10 protein-coding genes, 5 tRNA genes and 1 pseudogene are annotated in these 18164 nt (G+C 63.8%); 9 read left to right on the top strand and 7 right to left on the bottom strand.

Features of this window, described 5'->3' with window-relative positions; all coding sequences use genetic code 11:
* Nucleotides 1-73: 73 nt before the first annotated feature.
* From GGR62_RS12290 to GGR62_RS12280, 3 genes are read right to left on the bottom strand one after another with little or no spacing between them, the layout of a single operon-like run.
* Nucleotides 74-3160: an efflux RND transporter permease subunit gene (locus GGR62_RS12290; protein ID WP_184408173.1), complete on the bottom strand. Its 3087-nt coding sequence runs from the start codon at nucleotides 3158-3160 to the stop codon at nucleotides 74-76.
* Nucleotides 3157-6669, bottom strand: coding sequence for an efflux RND transporter permease subunit (locus GGR62_RS12285; RefSeq protein ID WP_184408172.1), 3513 nt, complete (start codon nucleotides 6667-6669; stop codon nucleotides 3157-3159). Before GGR62_RS12285 ends, GGR62_RS12290 begins: the two co-directional genes overlap by 4 nt.
* Nucleotides 6666-7796, bottom strand: coding sequence for an efflux RND transporter periplasmic adaptor subunit (locus GGR62_RS12280; protein ID WP_184408171.1), 1131 nt, complete (start codon nucleotides 7794-7796; stop codon nucleotides 6666-6668). Before GGR62_RS12280 ends, GGR62_RS12285 begins: the two co-directional genes overlap by 4 nt.
* A gap of 204 nt (nucleotides 7797-8000) precedes the next feature.
* Here GGR62_RS12280 and GGR62_RS12275 point away from each other — a divergent pair, with 204 nt between their 5' ends.
* From GGR62_RS12275 to GGR62_RS12260, 4 genes are all read left to right on the top strand, one after another.
* The gene (locus GGR62_RS12275) at nucleotides 8001-8408 is read left to right on the top strand and encodes a cytochrome c (protein WP_184408170.1); all 408 of its coding nucleotides are present in this window, start codon (nucleotides 8001-8003) and stop codon (nucleotides 8406-8408) included.
* Nucleotides 8409-8416: 8 nt separating this feature from the next.
* Nucleotides 8417-8878 carry a cytochrome c gene (locus GGR62_RS12270; RefSeq protein ID WP_184408169.1) on the top strand — a complete coding sequence of 154 codons (462 nt, stop codon included), beginning with the start codon at nucleotides 8417-8419 and terminating at the stop codon, nucleotides 8876-8878.
* A 91-nt stretch (nucleotides 8879-8969) separates the two neighbouring features.
* Nucleotides 8970-9045, top strand: a tRNA-Ala gene (locus GGR62_RS12265).
* A gap of 45 nt (nucleotides 9046-9090) precedes the next feature.
* Nucleotides 9091-9166: transfer RNA gene (locus tag GGR62_RS12260), tRNA-Glu, on the top strand.
* A gap of 299 nt (nucleotides 9167-9465) precedes the next feature.
* On the opposite strand, the gene GGR62_RS12255 is transcribed toward GGR62_RS12260, so the two are convergent.
* A complete protein-coding gene (locus GGR62_RS12255; protein WP_184408168.1) occupies nucleotides 9466-9741 on the bottom strand; it encodes a hypothetical protein in 276 nt (91 codons plus the stop codon).
* Between GGR62_RS12255 and GGR62_RS12250 the strand changes: the two genes are divergently transcribed.
* Nucleotides 9709-9784, top strand: a tRNA-Ala gene (locus GGR62_RS12250). The genes GGR62_RS12255 and GGR62_RS12250 overlap by 33 nt on opposite strands.
* 47 nt (nucleotides 9785-9831) lie before the next feature.
* A tRNA-Glu gene (locus GGR62_RS12245) sits at nucleotides 9832-9907 on the top strand.
* A 196-nt stretch (nucleotides 9908-10103) separates the two neighbouring features.
* On the opposite strand, the gene GGR62_RS12240 is transcribed toward GGR62_RS12245, so the two are convergent.
* Entirely contained in the window at nucleotides 10104-10280 is a 177-nt protein-coding gene (locus tag GGR62_RS12240) for a hypothetical protein (protein ID WP_184408167.1), read from the bottom strand.
* 349 nt (nucleotides 10281-10629) lie between these two features.
* A tRNA-Leu gene (locus GGR62_RS12235) sits at nucleotides 10630-10716 on the bottom strand.
* 139 nt (nucleotides 10717-10855) lie between these two features.
* Here GGR62_RS12235 and GGR62_RS12230 point away from each other — a divergent pair.
* From GGR62_RS12230 to GGR62_RS12225, 3 genes and pseudogenes are all read left to right on the top strand, one after another.
* Complete coding sequence (locus GGR62_RS12230) at nucleotides 10856-11236, top strand: response regulator (protein ID WP_184408166.1); 381 nt, start codon at nucleotides 10856-10858, stop codon at nucleotides 11234-11236.
* A 202-nt stretch (nucleotides 11237-11438) separates the two neighbouring features.
* Nucleotides 11439-11819: pseudogene (locus GGR62_RS21445) on the top strand (histidine kinase); the annotation flags it as partial.
* A complete protein-coding gene (locus GGR62_RS12225) occupies nucleotides 11802-15215 on the top strand; it encodes a PAS domain S-box protein (RefSeq protein WP_326520256.1) in 3414 nt (1137 codons plus the stop codon). The pseudogene GGR62_RS21445 and the gene GGR62_RS12225, both read left to right, overlap by 18 nt.
* Nucleotides 15216-15789: 574 nt before the next feature.
* Here GGR62_RS12225 and GGR62_RS12220 read toward each other — a convergent pair.
* A complete protein-coding gene (locus GGR62_RS12220; RefSeq protein ID WP_184408164.1) occupies nucleotides 15790-18156 on the bottom strand; it encodes a Tex family protein in 2367 nt (788 codons plus the stop codon).
* Nucleotides 18157-18164 lie beyond the last annotated feature (8 nt).

Below are 18164 nucleotides of genomic sequence, written 5' to 3'. Positions count from 1 at the left end.
GCCTTATGTCATTCAAGGCTCCAGCACATTGGTGGATGCTTTACGCCGTGAAAACCGCAGCGCTGTTGACTGCTCAAGACTCCAACACAGCGTTCGCTGGCGGCGTCTTCGGCACACCACGCGCACGTCGCACCAGCGCTGCCGCGCCATTGCTCATGTCATCGAGAATCGCGTAGATCGTCGGCAGGAACAACAGGCTCACTACGGTTGAAAACGCCAGCCCTCCCGCAATCGCGCGGGCCATCGGGAAGTACGGCGGGCCGTCGCTGAACATCGTGGTGCTGGTCAGCGAGATCGGCACCATCGCCAGGATGGCGGTGCCCATCGTCATCATGATCGGGCGCAAGCGCTCGCGTGAGCCTTCCACCAGCGCCTGCGTGCGGCCCATGCCGCGGCGGCGCAGATTGTTGATGTGCTCGATCATCACGATGCCGTTGTTCACCACCACTCCCATCAGCACCAGAATGCCGATGAAGGACATGATGCCGAACGAGGTGCCGGTGATCCAGAACAGCCAGAACACACCGAAGATGGAAAACAGCACGCCGCTCATGATCGCCGCCGGAAACAGCAACGACTCGAACACCGCGGCCATCACCACGTAGATCATCACCAGCGCGATCACCAGGTTGAAGACCATCTGCTTCATCGCCTCGCCATCGTCCTGATAATCACCGCCGTCGAAGGTATAGCTGTAACCCGCCGGAAAACTCATCGCCTTGAGTGGTTTTTCCATTGCCGCGCGTGCCTCGGGCAAGGTCACCTTGTCGGCCAGGTTGGCCTTGATGGTCAGCGTGGTCTGGCGATTGGTGCGTCCTATCTGCGTCGCGGCCGGGCGAATCTGCACGTCCACCAGACTGAGCAACGGCACGCTGCGGCCGTCCTTGGCGCGGACGGTGAAACTGGCCAGATCCTCGGGCTTGCTCTGTTCGGCGCCGGCAAACCGCACCCACACCGGCACTTCGTTGTCGCCACGGCGGAACTCGCGCAGTGGCGTGCCGCGCAATGCCAGGCCAACGAAACTGGCCACCTGCTCGGCACTGAAGCCGAAGGCTGCCGCGCGCTCGCGGTCCACCCGGATCGCCAACTCGCTGGTGCGATCGCCGGTGTCCACATGCACGTCGCGCAATTCCTTGCGCTGCGCCAGCAGCGGGATCACATCGTCGGCCAACGCCTGCAGTGCCTTGGTCGAATCGCCAACCAATTGCACCTGTACACCTTGATTGCCGCTGCCGCCATTGCCCTGATTGCCGATGCTGTAATCGACGCGCGCCGAGCGCGGCAGCCCCTTGCGGATCTGCTCCAGCAACGGCGGCAGGTCGGTGACCTTGCTCGCGTCGAAGGTCACGGTGCTACTGCCGCCTTCCACTTCGCTGAACCACGAATAGATCTGGGTGATGTGGTATTTGTCGCGATGGGCTTGCAGGTACTGTTCGACCCGGCCGACCTCCTCGCCCATCTGCTCATGCGTGTACGAGCCTTTCCACTGGTACTGGATGAAGGCCTCGTTGCCGCCGTCGCCGCCGAACATGTCCACCTTGGTCAACTTCATCGGCACCAGGCTGATCGCACTGACCAACACGATGCCGGCCACGCTCCAGCCGCGATGCGCCAGCGTCCATGCCAACACCGTGGCATAACGGCGCTGCAGCCGCGCGATCACGCCGTGTTCGGAAGTCACCATCGGCGGTGTCTTCATGCGCGCGGACAACATCGGAATCAGGCTGATCGCTACCAGCCACGAGGCCAGCAGCGACACCGAGATGGTGATCGCGATCTGCGCCATGAAGATACTGATATTGTTGGTCTCGCCGAACAGGTTCGGCACGAACACGATGCAATGGCACAAGGTGCCGGCGCTGAGCGCGATCGCCACGCTGCGCGTGCCGAGCAAGGCCGCCAGTTGCGGTTGGCCGGGCATGCGCTCGCGTTCCTGGTAGATGCTTTCCACCACCACCACCGCGTTGTCGACCAGCATGCCCACCGCCAGCAGCAGGCCCATCATCGTCAGGATGTTGAGCGTGACGCCGACGAAGTACATGAAGCCCAGCGTGATCGCGAAGCAGATCGGAATCGCCAGCGTCACCATCAACGTCGATGGCCAATGCCGCAGGAAGAAGAACAGCACCGTGATCGACAGCAGCAGGCCCACCGCACCGGCTTCGGCCAGCTCCGCCAGCGACGAGGTCACCGCCTTGCCCTGGTTGTCGATGACCTTGATCTGCACATCGCGCATCGCAGGTTCGGCGCGGATGTCCTCGACTTCCTTCAACGCTGCCTTGGACACATCCACCAGGTTGGCGCTGCGCTCCTTGTAGATATCCAGCCCGATGGCCGGACGCCCATCCAGGCGGCGACCGTAATTCATGCGCGCGGGCTTGAGCCGCACCTCGGCGATATCCCCCAGCCGCAGCCCTTTGGCGTTGAGCACCAACTCGCGCAGCTCCTGCAGATCGCGCAATTCGCCAATCGGCTGCACGCGGATGCGCTGGCCGTTGTCGTCGATCTGGCCGGCAGAGACCGAAAAATTCAGCTTGCCCAGGCGTTCGCTCAGGTCGTTGAGGCTGAGGTCGTGCGCGGTGAGTCGATCCGGCGCGATCGCGATCTCCACTTCGTTGGGTGGCGCACCGCCAATCTCGACTTTCGCCACGCCGGGAATACGCTCGATGCGCCGCTTGAACTCGCGGTCGAGCATGTCGTATGCGCCGGTCAGATCGGACTGGCTGGCCAGGCGCACCTTCAGCACCGGATCGTCGCTGCTGGACCATTTGTAAATGTGGAAACGCTGCAGATCTTCTGGAAAATCGTCGCGGATGGCATCCAGCCGCTCGCGCGCGTCCGACGCAGCAATGGCGATGTCGCGATCCCAGTCGGAGAACTCGATGAAGATATTGGCGCCGTCGGCGGTGGCGGTCGAGCGCATGCGCTTGATGCCGGTCATCGTCGCCAATGCTTCTTCGGCCGGCCGCACCAGGTTGCGTTCCACCTCGTCCGGGGTCGAACCGGTGTACGGCAATTGCACGAACAGGAACGGTGCGGAAATATCCGGCAATGCCTCCAACGGCAGCCGGAACGCGGCGATCAGCCCCACCACCACCAGCGAGACGAAACACATGATGGTGGTGACCGGGCGACGGATACTGAAGGCGGCAACGCTCATAGCGCCTCCAGTCCGTTGGTGTTATCGCGAGCCTGCGCCTGCTGCCGTGCCATGCGCCGGCCACGCTCCAGGTAATACGCATCGGCGCGACGATCCAGCAGGTCGTACACCACCGGGATCACCAGCAAGGTCAGCAACGTGGACACCAGCAGCCCGCCGATCACGGTGATCGCCATCGGCGCGCGCACCTCCGCGCCCTCGCCCATCGCCACCGCCAGCGGCAGAAAGCCGAACAGCGTGCACAACGTGGTCATCACGATCGGGCGCAAGCGTGAACGTGCGCCTTCGATCAAGGCCTCGCGCTTGGGCACGCCTTCCTCGCGCAGCTGGTTGACCTTGTCGATCAGGATGATCGCGTTCTTGGTCACCAGCCCCACCAGCAGGATCAACCCGATGAACACCACCACCGACACCGGCTTGCCGGTCATCAGCAAGGCCAGCACCGCACCCACCATTGCCAGCGGAATGGTGAACAGGATGACGAACGGATGAAGCAGCGATTCGAACTGCGAGGCCATCACCAGATAGACCAGAAAAATCGCAAGACCAAAGGCGAACAACAGTGATTTCACCGACTGCGCCAGCTCTTCGCCCTGCCCGCCGATATGCATGCCTACGCCGGCGGCCAGCGGATTCTTGCGCACCATCGACTCGACCTCGCGCACCGCACCGCCCAGATCCATGCCATGCAGACTGGCCGACACGATCGCCACCCGGGTCTGATCCGCGCGATGGATCTCGCTCGGCCCGGTCGTCGCCAAGACCTCGGCCACCGCGGCCAGGCGCACCGGTCGGCTGCTGCCCGGATTGACGATCAGCTGCCGGATCGCCTCCACACTCGCGCGGTCACTGTGTTGCGCGCGCACCAGCACATCGATCTTGCGATCGCGGAAGCTGTAGCGCGTGGCCACGTCGCCGCGGACCTTCTTGACGATCACATCGGCGATCTGGCGCGTGGTCAACCCCAACGCACCGGCGCGCTCCTGATCGAAACGGATCTGGATTTCCGGAAAGCCTTCTTCCACCGTCGATTTGACGTCGGCGTAGTGGCCATTGGCGCGCAGCATCGCCGCCAACTTCTGCCCGGCACGTTCCAGCTCGCCCAGATCCTGTCCACGCAACTCCACTTCCAGCGGCGTGGAAAAACTGAACAACGCCGGCCGCGCGAAATCCACCTGCGCACCCGGATGCCCGACCATGCTGCTGCGCAGCCGCTGCGTCGCCGCCGCTTCCACTTCCGGGCTGCCGCCGCCAGCCATCACCACGGTGAGCTTGCCGATGTTCTCGCCACTCTCGGAGGGATTGGCATCCAGCCGCGTGCCGCTACCGCTGACGCCATACAACGAAGCAATGCCTGGGTCCTTGTCGTGCGCAAGCTGCAGCTCGCGCACCAGTGCATCGGTCTGCGCCAACGGCGTGCCGGATGGCAGCTTCACCGTCATTTCGAAACGGTCCTGCGCCAGCTGCGGAATCAGGTCCGCCCCCAGCATCGGCACCAGCAACACCGTGCAGATAAACGCGGCCGCCGCCAGTCCCAGCACCAAACCGGGCCGACGCAACGCCGCCGGCAGTATCGCCAGATAGCCACGCTCGGCGCGGCCATACGGCGCCATCGCCAGATCGCTGGCCTTGCGCATCACCGGCGACACCAGCCGCGCGATGCCGCGCCACAGCTTGACCACCGCCCACGCAGCGCCGAAGAACGCATAGCGCACGCTCGCACCGGCACCGCGCCGGCCAGCTGCAACCGGTTTGAGCCAGCGCTGCTGCGGCTGCCACTGCGGATGACCAGGCTCGTCCGGGAACGCCATCGGCGGCGCGCCCTTGAGCGAACTCAACATCGGAATCAGCGTCATCGACACCACCAGCGAGATCGCGATCGCAATCGCCACGGTCATCGCCTGATCGCGGAACAGCTGCCCCGCGATGCCCTCGACAAACACCAGCGGCAGGAACACCGCGATCGTGGTCAGCGTGGAGGCCATCACCGCCATGCTCACTTCGCGGGTACCCGCAATCGCCGCATCCAGCACGCTCAAGCCGCGCTCGCGCGCCTTGGCGATGCTTTCCAGCACCACGATCGAATCGTCCACCACCAGGCCGGTCGCCAACGCCAGCCCGCCCAGCGACATCACGTTGAGGCTCAGCCCCAACTGGCCCATGAAGAAGAACGTGGTGATGATCGACACCGGCAACGACAGGCTGATCACGAAGGTGCTCCAGCCATCGCGCAGGAACAGGAAGATGATCAGGATCGCCAGCACGCCGCCGATCACCGCATCCTTTTTGACGTCGCTGATCGCATGCTCGATGAAGTGCGACTGATCCTCGATGGTGGTGATTTCCACATCGCCCGGCACCGTCGCCTTCAATTGCTCCAGCCGCTTGCGCAGCGCGGCCGCCGTGGACACGGTATTGGCATCGCCCTCCTTGTAGATCGCCAGCTCCACCGCTTCTTTGCCGCCCAGGCGAATGATCGCCTCGCGCTCCTTGTAGCCCTGGCGCACCTGCGCCACGTCTTTCAGCCGCACCGGCATGCCGCCGGCAATACTGCTGCTGGACGCAGACGAGGTGCTCTGCACTTCGGCCGCCGCCGCCAATGCCGCCTGCGACCCGGTGGACGCGGCGATCGCATACATCTGCTGCATCGCCGCCTGCGCCGCGCTGCCGCTGCTGCTCTGCGTGGTCACCAGCATGTTGCGGATCTCGTCCAGATCCACGAACTGGTTGACCGTGCGCACCAGATAGCGCTGCGAACCTTCTTCCAGCCGCCCGCCGGAGATGTTGACGTTCTCTTCCTTGAGTCGGGTGATTACGTTATCGATCGGAAGATTGAGCTGGGCGAGCTTCTGTTGATCGATATCGACCTGGATCTCGTCTTCCAGCCCGCCGCCGACCTTGACCGCAGCCACGCCGGCCACCGGCTCGAGCTTCTTCTTCAGATCCTCTTCGGCATAACGACGCAAGCCGGTGAGCTGGCGGATCGCATCGCTGTCGGAGGCCGGCGCCTGCCTGGGCGACAACGCCAGCCGCATGATCGGCTCGGTCGATGGATTGAAGCGCAGCAACACCGGCGGCTTGGTTTCCAGCGGCAGCGACAAGGCTTCCATTTTGTCGCGCACTTCCAGACTGGCCTGGTCCATGTTGGTGCCCCAGGCAAACTCCAGCACCACATCGCTTTGCCCGGTGCGCGAGATCGACTTGAGCTTGCGCAGGTTCTTGACCACGCCGACCGCTTCTTCCACCGGCTCGGTCACCAGCGTTTCGATTTCCGCTGGCGCCGCGCCGGTGTATTCGGTGCGCACGGTGAGCGTGGGGTAGCTCAGATCCGGCAATAGATTGACCTTGAGACTGCGCAGCGCGATCAGCCCGAACAGCAGCATGGTCACGGTGATCATCGCAATGGTCACCCGTCGCTGCGTGGCGAAGACCACCAAGCCGCCACCGCTGCCCGGCAACGGCGCATGCGGGTCGTGCACGGGGCCGTGCGCGTTGCCGTGATCGCTCATGAGCGCTTCTCATCGCTGACTGCCGGTGCCGCCGCAGCCACCGGCTTACGCTCGGGCTGGCCGATGATCTGCACCGCCGTGCCATCGCGCAGCGCCACCTTGCCGGCAGTCACCACCTGATCGCCTTCCTTCAGGCCCTGCCGTACTTCCAGCCACGGGCCTTCGGCATAGCCCAGTTTCACCGGCACCCGGCTGGCCTTGCCGTTGCGCACCACGAACACCGCCGGGTCGCCATCGTCCAGCAGTGCCAGGCGCGGAATTACCAACGCATCCTTGCGCTGGTCGTAATCGATGCGGATGCGCCCGAACATCCCTGGCTGCAGCGCCTCGGCACCTTGGCCAAATGCACAGATCACCCGGAACGTACCGCTGCCTGAGTCCACTACCGGTGCGATGCGATCCACCTTGCCGATGAACTGTTGACCCGGCAACGCGTCGGCGAGCAAGGTCACCGGCTGCCCGGATTTGAGCGTGGCCAGTTCGCGCTCGGGCACATTGAGCGTGGCTTCCAGTTGCGAGTCGTCGACGATGCGGAAGATCGGCGTATTGATCTGCACGAAGTTGCCGGTCTTGATCGAGCGCGACGCAATCACCCCGGAAATCGGCGCCTGCACGGTGGTGTAGGACAATTCCAGCGATGCCAGCCGGTGCTGCGCGCGGCTGTTTTCGACATCGAACTTGAGCTGATCGACATCGGCAGCACTGACCAGCTGCTGGCCGACCAGCTGCGTGGCACGGCGATAGCTGTTTTCCAACTTGCGCAGCTGCGCCTCGCTCTGCGCCACCGCCAGATGCGCGCGGTCCGGGTCCAGCCGCACCAGCGCTTGGCCTGCGGCGACTTTCTGCCCTTCCTCCACCATTACCGACAACGCAACACCCGAGGTCTTGGCCACCACTTGCGCCTCGGCGCGCGGCTCCAGGGCCGCCGTGCCGGTATAGCTGGCGGCCACTGCACGCCGAGCGGCCTTGGCAATTTCCACCGGCACCGCATCCACCGCCTTCTTTTCTTCGGCGGCCTTGGTCTCGCCGTCTCCCGTCTTGCATCCGCCCAACAGCAGCGTCGTGGTGATCAGCAACGCCGCAACGCAGGTTCCGCTGCGACCGGGCAAAAAGGCATGTGGCGACATCGTCGTGTCCTAGTGGATGCGTCAAGAGGTGTTGTAGGCAAGTAGACCACCAGGATACATACGCTGCCAATGCGCCAAAGGTCATGGTCTGTTCAACTTCGCGTATTCACCTGGTTTGCGCCAAGCCAAATCGCAGGCATACTCGGACCGGTTCCGTCACGCCCCCACGTGCGGACGCTCAATCAGTCTTCCGGATACGAAACCATGCGCCCGCAGCCGCTCGCCGCTTGTCTCGCTCTGGTCGTCTTCCTGCCGTTTGGGGGCGCATCAGCGACACCGTCAGTCACACCTGCAGCACCGGCCACGCCGCCTGCCGCAGCTGTCCCTGCGTCCCCCGCGTCCCCCGCGTCTGCGGCACCGACCGGCAATCCGTCCAATGGTCGTCTGCTCGCCTACACCTGCCAGGGCTGCCACGGAGTCACCGGGTACAAGAACGCCTACCCCAGTTATCGCGTTCCCAAGATCGGCGGCCAGTCCAGCCAATATCTGACCCAGGCGCTGACCGAATACCGTCAGGGCAAGCGCAAGCATCCGACCATGCAGGCGCAGGCGCAGAGTTTCTCCGAGCAGGACATCGCTGACATCGCCGCCTTTCTGTCCACTCTCAAGTAAGCGCCCACATGCCGAACGCCCTGTACGCTCCGCGTCTAGCCATCGTCCTGGTCGCTGCCCTGATGATGGCGGCCTGTTCTCAATCGCAAGTTGAATCCACCGATCACTCTGCCGGCGATGCCGGCCACGCCAGTGGCGAGCACGGTTCCGGCTCGTCGGCGGGCTTGCCGTCCGGGCGCGCCGACGCCGGCGACAAACTGGCCCACGCAAAAGGCAAGGCCACTGGCCAAAGCTGCGTGGATTGCCACGGCGCAGACGGCAATGCGCCGATCGATCCAAGCTATCCCAAGCTCGGCGGCCAGTACGGCGACTATCTTGCGCACGCCTTGCAGGCCTATCGCAGCGGCGATCGCCAGCACCCGCTGATGACGGCGCAGGCGACCGCGCTCAGCGACCAGGACATCGCCGATCTGGCCGCATATTTCGGCGCGCGGCAGACGCAGCTGCGCGATCTGCATGGCGTGAAGTGAACTGACGGCGCGGCACGCGCCGTCTCATTCGGAATGAAAAAGCACTTGCACGAACATTAACAGGCCGCTATCATTTCGTTCTCAGTTTCGTGGGGCCATAGCTCAGCTGGGAGAGCGCCTGCATGGCATGCAGGAGGTCGGCGGTTCGATCCCGCCTGGCTCCACCACTCCTGGCTTAGGCCGTCAGGAAGACAACTCAGGTTTTGATATGCGTCCCCATCGTCTAGAGGCCTAGGACACCACCCTTTCACGGTGGACACCGGGGTTCGAATCCCCGTGGGGACGCCAATCATCTAAAAGCCTCGGCATTGCCGGGGCTTTTTTTTGTGTGTTTTTTGCATCGACCGGGGTCCTGCCACACTCAAGCGCTGCCCTCCATCTTTGCGGCATCCCGTTGCTGAGAACACAGTCGCGCGCATCCCTGAAAATCGTTGTTCAATCACTCGCACCTCGCTACTTGGCAAGCGACAACGGGACAACACACAGAGCGTCGCGGCGATGCGAGCCTATCGTGTAAATGCCCCCTTTCTGCCCGCAAGGCAGGCGTGTCGCGGCTGCGCAGCAATCGCATGGCGCTCTCCATTCGATCACGCCACGCGCCGGGATCGGCACCACCACATCATTGGCAGCACCTGTGCGCCGCCGACCCGGATTGCGCCATGACCGTTCCAGATCAACGCGGCGCTCTCCCGATCGCGGGTAGCTTCTTCGCGCAACGCGCACGGCTGCACGCCTGTCGTTACAAGCGAACGCATCATGCGAATCTTTTTACGCAGACTCTCTTCCCAAGCACTGCCGATGCCGCTATGATTTCCGGCTCGCAGCATCGTGGGGCCATAGCTCAGCTGGGAGAGCGCCTGCATGGCATGCAGGAGGTCGGCGGTTCGATCCCGCCTGGCTCCACCAAATTCCGGACATAGGCCGTCAGGAATCTACAACCAGGTTTGATACGCGTCCCCATCGTCTAGAGGCCTAGGACACCACCCTTTCACGGTGGACACCGGGGTTCGAATCCCCGTGGGGACGCCAATCATCTAAAAACCTCGGCATTGCCGAGGTTTTTTTTGCCTGATGTTTTTACTGCGACAGGGATTGCAGCATCCGTCGTTTGCCTGATCGCATGCATGCGTACAACGCAGCCCTGTTGTGATGTGTCTCCACTGCGCAACTCATCCCCCTACTCGCTCGCGTTACCTGCATCGCAGATCACGCGCAACGCGCAGCTTCAGGCCTGCTCGTCATCCAGCGCCTTGCGGCCTTCGTGCGTAAGGTCGATATCACCGTCCTCGGCCTGCGTTGCGTAGCCGGCGCGCACCGCCCAATTGCCCTCTTCGTCGCTTACTGGCTTGGTGTCGTGGATGTCGCGAAGAATGCGCAGCTGTTGCGCAGAATCAAAGTCCATGAAGGCCACCTGCTTGAAAGGAGACGTCCACGGTACGCACCCGGCGTGAGGACTGCGTGCCTTGCGCGGCCGTTGAATGCCGATCCCGATATGCAGCCTGCATCCAGGCGCAGCGCATGGACGCAGGATCCCTCGCTTGGCGGCAACAGAGCGTACGAAGAACTCAGGCACGGCACGCATCAATCGCGAAGCCAACCTACCTGGCAACCGCACCACAGCGGCCCAGGTGTTTGCACATCCGCGTGGGCACTCGACCGCCTGGCCGCTGCAACCCACCGCGATTCGAATCGCACACAGCAAAAACCCCTCTGGATTTCGCCAGAAGGGCTTTGCGTGTACTGCTGGATCTTGGTGCCGAAGGTGGGACTCGAACCCACACGCTTTTAAGGGCGGCGGATTTTGAATCCGCTGCGTCTACCGATTCCGCCACTTCGGCGTGGCCGCGCAGTATAGCGACTTGTGAACGAAACGAACAGTGGTGTGATGCGCCTGAGGGATTCAGCTGCAAGCGAGGTCTGCAGCGCCGCAGCCCGGCTGGCTCGATATACTGGCTGACTTAAGTGAAGGAGTAAGCAATGTCGGTGTTGCGTGGAGTTCGGGTACTCGTGGTCGAAAACGATGACATGAATGCCATGCTGCTTGAATTGCAGCTCGTCCAGGCGGGTGCGGTGGTGATGGGACCGGTTGGCGAGGTTCAAGAGGCGCTGCAGTTGATCGATACCGACGCCCCCGACATTGCGGTGCTGGACTATCGCCTGGGCAACGGCGAGACCAGTGAGCCGGTTGCGCGACGGTTGGCCGGACGCGGGATTCCGTTCGTGCTCGCCACCGGCGTTGCCAGTGCCAGCATCCCGAGCGGTTTCGAACGCGGCATCATTCTGACCAAGCCCTATCTCGCCGACGAATTGGTCAATGCCTTGTCCAGGGCGCGGCAACTGAGCGACGCCAGCAGTTAACCGCCGACATCCGTCCTTCCGCGCACGTTTCCCAGACGCGCCCCTAGGTTGCGCCAGCGCCATGCAGGCGGTGATGCAGCACTTGGCACCACTTCTGCCCCCCCCTGTCGCCAACGGCGACGTTGTGCCGGCTGCCAGCCTTCGTTACGGACGTGGTTGCCACTAGAATCTGACATAGAACATTTACGGACGGATCGCTGGGATGGGTATTACCGTGTCGCCGTTTGCGGGCCTGCTGCCGAAGGCGAGCGAAACCGCGGTGCTGTTGCTGGCATCGACCTGCGCCGCAGATCCGTTACTGCGCGATACGCCGGCGCTGCACACAACGCTGTCTGTCTGTCTGCACGCGCAGGTGCCGATGCTGCTGGTCTGGGGGAGCGACGCGCGCTGCATCTATAACGATGCCTGCATTGCATTGCTGGGTCGGCGACACCCTGCGGCCTTCGGGCAACCGCTGGCAACGCGCGTCGATGTGTCCGTCGCCGACGACATGCATGCCGATGCAGCGGCGGCGCTGAACCTGGCGGCGTGGTCGTGCAGCCCGGTCCTGCACGCTGGACAACAGGTGGGGACGCTCTACGTTGCCAATGCGCTCGCCCCCACTGTCTGCGCTGTCCGCAGCGATGCGGCGCTGCTGCCGGCCCCCTCGGTGCTCGAGCAATCGCCGGCCTTCATGGCCGTGCTGCGCGGGCCTGACTACATTGTCGAAAGCGCGAACCAGCGCTTTCATGCATTGGCTGGGGATCGGCCATTGATCGGACGGTCGTTGGTCGAGGCGATGCCGGAAATCGTCGATCAAGGCTATCAGCGGCTACTCGACGAAGTGCGGCGCAGTGGCGAGCCGTTCATTGGCGAATCGATGACCGCCTACCTGCAACGCACGCCGACCGCTGCGTTGGATGAAATCTTCGTGGACTTCCTCTACCAGCCGATGCGCGACAGCGATGGCCGCATCGACGCGATTCTGGTGCACGGCTTCGATGTCACCCATCAACGCAACGGTGAGAGCCGCGATAGTTTTCTGTTGATGCTCGAAGACGCGCTGCAGCACATCTCCGATCCACGTCAGATCATCGATACCAGCATGCGCTTGCTCGGTGAGCATCTGCAGGCCAATCGCTGCGGGTTCGGCCTGCCAAGTGACGATGGCCGGACCCTGCATGTGATCAGCGATTACGTCAAGGACATGCCGAGCCTGCAAGGTGATTTCCCGATGGAATTGGCGCAGGGGCTGCGCGATGCCTTGCTGGAAAACCGCCCATGGTTCACCACCGACGCGATGGCACCGGGCGCACCGGACTACGTGGTAGACGAATACCGGCGCTCGGGTCTGCGCGCATCGTTGGCGATCCCATTCCATAAACATGGCAATCTGGTCGCGGCGATCGGGGTGCATCAGCGCACACCGCGGCGGTGGTTGTCGAGCGAGATCGAGCTGGTCCGCCTGGTCGCGGCGCGCTGCTGGGAATCGATGCAACGGGCCAAGGCGCAACAACAGCTGGCTGCCAACGAAGCGCGTTTACGCCAATTGGCCGATACCCTGCCGCAGATCATCTTCATCGCCGGGCCGGATGGACAGCCGCATTACTTCAACCGGCGCTGGTACGAATACACCGGGCTGGATCCGGCCAGCAACGAAGACGCGGCCTGGCAGCGGGCGCACACCGCCGACGGGTTGTGCATGTCCGACCAGGCCTGGACATCGGCACTGAGCGGCGAGCGCGCCTATGAAATGGAATGCGAGCTGCTGCGTCACGACGGCCAACCACGCTGGCATCTGGCGCGCGCCCTGCCGGTGCGCAGCGATGAAGGCGATATCAGCGAATGGATCGGCACCTATACCGACATCCATGACCGCCGTGCGTTCGAACAGCGACTGAGCGAAAGCGAAGCGCGCTTCCGCGCGTTGTGCGAAACCGTGCCGGCAATGATCTGGATGTCCGATGCGCAAGGCAATTGCATCTACTGGAATCCGCGCTGGTACCACTTCACCGAGCAGGCCGAAGACCAGGCGATGGATCAGGGCTGGTGGGACGTCATGCATCCAGACGATGATGCGCGCGTGCGCCAATCGTTTGAGCAAGCGCTGGCGCAGCGCGGCGAGTTTGTTGCCGAATACCGCGTTCGCCGCCACGACGGGCAGTATCGCTGGTGCATCGACACCGCCTCGCCGCACTTTGCCAGCGATGGACGGTTTCTTGGCCATATCGGTTCGCTTACCGACATTTCCGAACGCAAGCACATCGAGGATGCCACCGCGTCCGACCGCGCGATCCTGAGCCTGATCACCACGGGCGCACCGCTACCGGTGGTACTGGATGCCATCGCATTGAGCGTGGAGGCACGTGGCGAGATTCCGTTGTACTGCGCGGTGATGGTGCTGGACGAAATCCACCATAGGTTGGCCTTCGGTTCGGCGCCGCACTTTCCGATCGATTATCACGGGCAGTTCGAACCGGCGCCGATCAGCGCGGACGGGCCGCCCTGCGCGCGCGCTGCGTTTATCGGGCGCCAGGTGATCTGCGAAGACATCCAGAACGACCCGAACTTCAGCCAGCATCAGGCGATCTCGGTCGCGATGGGCATCAGGGCGTGTTGTGTGACGCCGATCGTGGCCAGCAATGGCCAGGTGCTGGGCACACTCAACATCTATTACGACCGCCCGCACCAGCCCTCGCTGCGCGAACAGACAATGGCGCGCTCCGCGTCGCACCTGGCCGGCATCGTCATCGAGCGCACGCGGGTGGATGCCAAGCTCAAACAATCGCTGCAAGCCGAGACCGCCGCACGCAGCCAGGCCGAGCATGCCAGCCGGATCAAGGACGAATTCCTGGCCACGCTCAGCCACGAGTTGCGCACCCCGCTCAACGCCATCCTGGGGTGGTCGCGGCTGATGCAGTCCGAGGTGTTCGAGCCAGCCAATCTGGGCAGGGGCCTGGTCATCATCGAGCGCAGTGCGCGTGCGCAGACCCAGATCATCGACGACCTGCTGGACATGAGCGCGATTCTGTCCGGCAAGATCCGTCTGCAAGCCGAACACTTCGACATCGCCGGTCTGGCGCGCAGCACGGTGGAACTGATGCAACCAACCGCGCTCGCACGGGATATCAAGCTGGAACTGGATGCGCCTGCCGAAGGCGAATTGTGGTTCTTTGGCGATGCCGGACGGTTGCAGCAGGTGCTGACCAACCTGCTCAGCAATGCGCTCAAGTTCACTGCGCCTACGGGAACGGTGCGGGTGGCGCTGGACATCGAAGACGATCGGCTGCGGTTGTGCGTGCAGGACACCGGCATCGGCATCGCCGCCGACTTCCTGCCGCATGTGTTCGACCGCTTCCGGCAGGCCGATGCCGGCACCACGCGCCGCGTCGGCGGGCTGGGGCTAGGCTTGTCCATCTCGCGCCAGTTGATCGATCTGCACGGCGGCAGCCTGGGCGCCTCCAGTGCCGGCGAAGGCAAGGGATCGATGTTCACCATCGTGCTGCCGTTCCAGCATGGGGTCAGCGACCTACGTCCGGCATCGTCGGGCACTGCCACCGCGCAGGTGGGTCCGTTGCCTGCCGACTGCCATGGGCGCCTGGACGGCGTGCGACTGTTGCTGGTCGACGACGATCAGGATTCGCGTGAGGCGGTCATGCAATTTCTGATGCTTGCCGGCGCACAGGTACAGGCAGCCGGCTCGGTGGATATCGCCGAACAGTGCCTGGCCGATGCGCAGTTCGATGTATTGGTGAGCGATATCGCCATGCCGCTGCGCGATGGCTACGACCTGATCCGCACGGTGCGCTCGGGGCGCACCGACCTGCCACGACATATCCCGGCGATCGCCCTCACCGCCTATGTGCGCGAAGAAGATCGCGACCGCGCGGTGGTGGCCGGCTTCGATGCGCATATGGGCAAACCGGTCGAACCGCCCGGCCTGGTCGATCTGATCGAACGTCTGGTGTTGCCGAGGCGCGCGGTGCCGGGAGAGGCGTGAGATCGCCCGATAGCGACTGGTAAAAAGAACGCAGACAGGGGGCAGGAAGAAGGCCAACGACCTGATCGCAAATGCAGAATTTCTTGCAGGAGCGCACCGTCTGACATCCGGCACGCTTCGATTGCCGCCCGACTTCATTGCAGGCTGCACCCTTCATTCCAGGCTACATCGGCACAACGGGATTCGATTTGTCGCGTCGCGTGTTGGATGCAGTCAAAAGCTCAGGTCATCGAGCGCGCGGTGCCCTCGCCGCTCGCGGGACACGCCGTGAACCCGTCCCTGGGGGCTCGTGTGGCGGCATCCATGCCGCCACACGGTCCAGCGATCGGTGAGGACACCACGCCAGACAGTTTGCCGGCTGTTTTATTGAAAGCTATGCGCACCGATTAACTCGACTGGTCCTTGCCCGCCCACCGTCGCGGGACCTTACGCGGCATGGATGCCGCGTAAGCGCTTACAAGGACGTACTTGCAGCGTGTCCCGCGACGGTGGGCGGGCAAGGGCCCTGCAGCAACGTTACATATCCGCTCTACGACACCCACTCAACGACAGTCGCCACGCCAGGCAGCATGACTCAGGTGCGCTTGGCGCGGGCGAATGCGGCAGCCAGTGCGTTATCGGCCGGGGGAGCCGTGGTGCGCGGCTTGCTGTTGCCCTGCGCCGGTCCACGTCCACCGCCACCCTCGCGCCGGCCCTGCCCCGGACCACCGTTTCCGCGCGCGTCGCGCGATGGCGCTGTGCCATCGGCCGGCGGCGGGCTATCGGACAGGCGTCGGGTCAGTGCGATGCGCTTGCGCGCCACATCCACTTCCAACACCTTGACCTTGACGATGTCGCCAGCCTTGACCACATCGCGCGGATCCTTGACGAAGGTGTCCGACAACGCGGAGATGTGCACCAACCCATCCTGATGCACGCCGATATCGACGAACGCGCCGAATGCGGCCACGTTGCTGACCACCCCTTCGAGCACCATGCCGGGCTTGAGGTGCTTGATGTCCTCGATGCCCTCGGCAAACTGCGCGGCCTTGAACTCGGGACGCGGATCGCGGCCGGGTTTTTCCAGCTCTTTCAGGATGTCGCGCACGGTCGGTACGCCGAACTGTTCGTCGGTGAACAGCTCCGCCTTGAGGCCACGCAGAAAGCTGCCATCACCCAGCAACGCCTTGATCGGCTTGCCGGTGCTGCCGACGATGCGCTCCACCACCGGGTAGGCTTCCGGGTGCACCGCCGATACATCCAACGGCTCCTCGCCATCGGCGATGCGCAAAAAGCCGGCGCATTGTTCGAAGGTCTTGTCGCCCAGGCGCGGCACCTTGAGCAAATCCTTGCGACGCTTGAACGGCCCGTTGTCGTCGCGATGGCGCACGATGTTTTCCGCCACCGTGCTCGACAACCCGGACACGCGCGCCAGCAATGCCGCCGAGGCGGTGTTGACGTACACGCCCACCGCGTTGACGCAGTCTTCCACGCGCGCGTCCAGCGCCTTGGCCAGGCGGTACTGGTCCACGTCGTGCTGGTACTGGCCCACGCCGATTGCCTTCGGCTCGATCTTCACCAACTCGGCCAACGGATCCTGCAGCCGTCGCGCGATCGATACCGCACCGCGCAGCGACACGTCCAGATTGGGGAATTCCTTGGCGGCGAACTCGGACGCCGAATACACCGATGCGCCTGCCTCGCTGACCACGATCTTCTGCAACTTGGCTCCCTCGCACAGCGCAATCGCCTCACCGGCCAGCTTGTCGGTCTCCCGGCTGGCCGTCCCGTTGCCGATCGCGATGAGCTCCACGTTGTGCTGCATGCACAGCTTCTTGATCGTCTGCAGCGACTGATCCCACTGCCGCTTGGGCTCGTGCGGATAGATGGTCTCGGTCGCCACCAGCTTGCCGGTGGCATCGACCACGGCGATCTTGCAACCGGTGCGGATGCCCGGGTCCAGCCCCAGCACCACACGCTGACCGGCGGGTGCGGCCAGCATCAGGTCCTTGAGATTGTCACCGAATACGGCGATCGCCTCGGCCTCGGCCTTTTCGCGCGCCTGGTTGAACAGATCCAGCAGCAGATGCATGTGCAGCTTGGCGCGCCAGGTCAGCCGGCACGCATCCAGCAACCAGCGATCGGCCGGGCGCCCCTGGTCGGCAATGCCGGCGTTACGTGCAACCCGCCCTTCGGCATAGCGGTGGCCGGCCTCGGCATCGTTGCCCGGCTCCAGGTCCAGATACAGAAATTCCTCACGCCGCGCGCGAAACAGCGCCAGCAGCCGGTGCGAGGGAATCTTGGACAGGGATTCGGCATGGTCGAAGTAATCGCGATACTTGGCGCCGGCGTCTTCCTTTCCTTCGGCGACGCGCGCGCGGATGATGCCGTTGTCGTTGAGCCAGCTGCGCAGCTCGCCGACCAGCGCAGCGTCTTCGCCCCAACGCTCCATCAGGATCGCACGCGCCCCTTCCAGCGCCGCCTTGATATCGGCAACACCCTTCTCTGCATCGATGAACGGCGCAGCAGCGACTTCCGGGGCCTGGTTCGGGTCGGCCAGCAGGCCGTCGGCCAGCGGTTCGAGGCCGGCTTCGCGCGCAATCTGCGCCCGCGTGCGGCGCTTGGGCTTGTAAGGCAGATACAGATCTTCCAGCCGCGACTTGGTATCGGCGGCGGCGATCTCGTTGCGCAATTCGTCGCTGAGTTTGCCCTGCTCGCCGATGCTGGACAGGATCGCCGCGCGGCGCTCTTCCAGCTCGCGCAGATAGGTCAGGCGCGTTTCCAGGTTACGTAACTGGGTGTCGTCCAGCCCGCCGGTGACCTCCTTGCGGTAGCGGGCGATGAACGGAACGCTGGCACCCTCGTCGAGAAGGGCAATGGCGGCGCGCGCCTGGGCGGGTTGGGCACCGATCTCGTCGGCGATGGTGCGAGCGATCTGCTGGGCAAGCTGGCTATCGTGCATGGCGGCGC

The sequence above is a fragment of the Xanthomonas sp. 3075 genome (assembly GCF_014197275.1).
GTDB classification, from domain to species: domain Bacteria; phylum Pseudomonadota; class Gammaproteobacteria; order Xanthomonadales; family Xanthomonadaceae; genus Xanthomonas; species Xanthomonas campestris_B.
Note: the sequence above shows the minus strand (reverse complement) of the source record. Positions and strands in the feature narration are given on the sequence as shown.

What these genes read in the sequence shown, in the direction of transcription:
- GGR62_RS12220 (WP_184408164.1), bottom strand. Translation starts at nt 18,156, where the DNA reads ATGCACGATAGCCAGCTTGCCCAGCAGATCGCTCGCACCATCGCCGAC.
- GGR62_RS12280 (WP_184408171.1), bottom strand. Translation starts at nt 7,796, where the DNA reads ATGTCGCCACATGCCTTTTTGCCCGGTCGCAGCGGAACCTGCGTTGCG.
- GGR62_RS12275 (WP_184408170.1), top strand. Translation starts at nt 8,001, where the DNA reads ATGCGCCCGCAGCCGCTCGCCGCTTGTCTCGCTCTGGTCGTCTTCCTG.
- GGR62_RS12240 (WP_184408167.1), bottom strand. Translation starts at nt 10,280, where the DNA reads ATGGACTTTGATTCTGCGCAACAGCTGCGCATTCTTCGCGACATCCAC.
- GGR62_RS12290 (WP_184408173.1), bottom strand. Translation starts at nt 3,160, where the DNA reads ATGAGCGTTGCCGCCTTCAGTATCCGTCGCCCGGTCACCACCATCATG.
- GGR62_RS12255 (WP_184408168.1), bottom strand. Translation starts at nt 9,741, where the DNA reads ATGCAGGCGCTCTCCCAGCTGAGCTATGGCCCCACGATGCTGCGAGCC.
- GGR62_RS12285 (WP_184408172.1), bottom strand. Translation starts at nt 6,669, where the DNA reads ATGAGCGATCACGGCAACGCGCACGGCCCCGTGCACGACCCGCATGCG.
- GGR62_RS12270 (WP_184408169.1), top strand. Translation starts at nt 8,417, where the DNA reads ATGCCGAACGCCCTGTACGCTCCGCGTCTAGCCATCGTCCTGGTCGCT.
- GGR62_RS12230 (WP_184408166.1), top strand. Translation starts at nt 10,856, where the DNA reads ATGTCGGTGTTGCGTGGAGTTCGGGTACTCGTGGTCGAAAACGATGAC.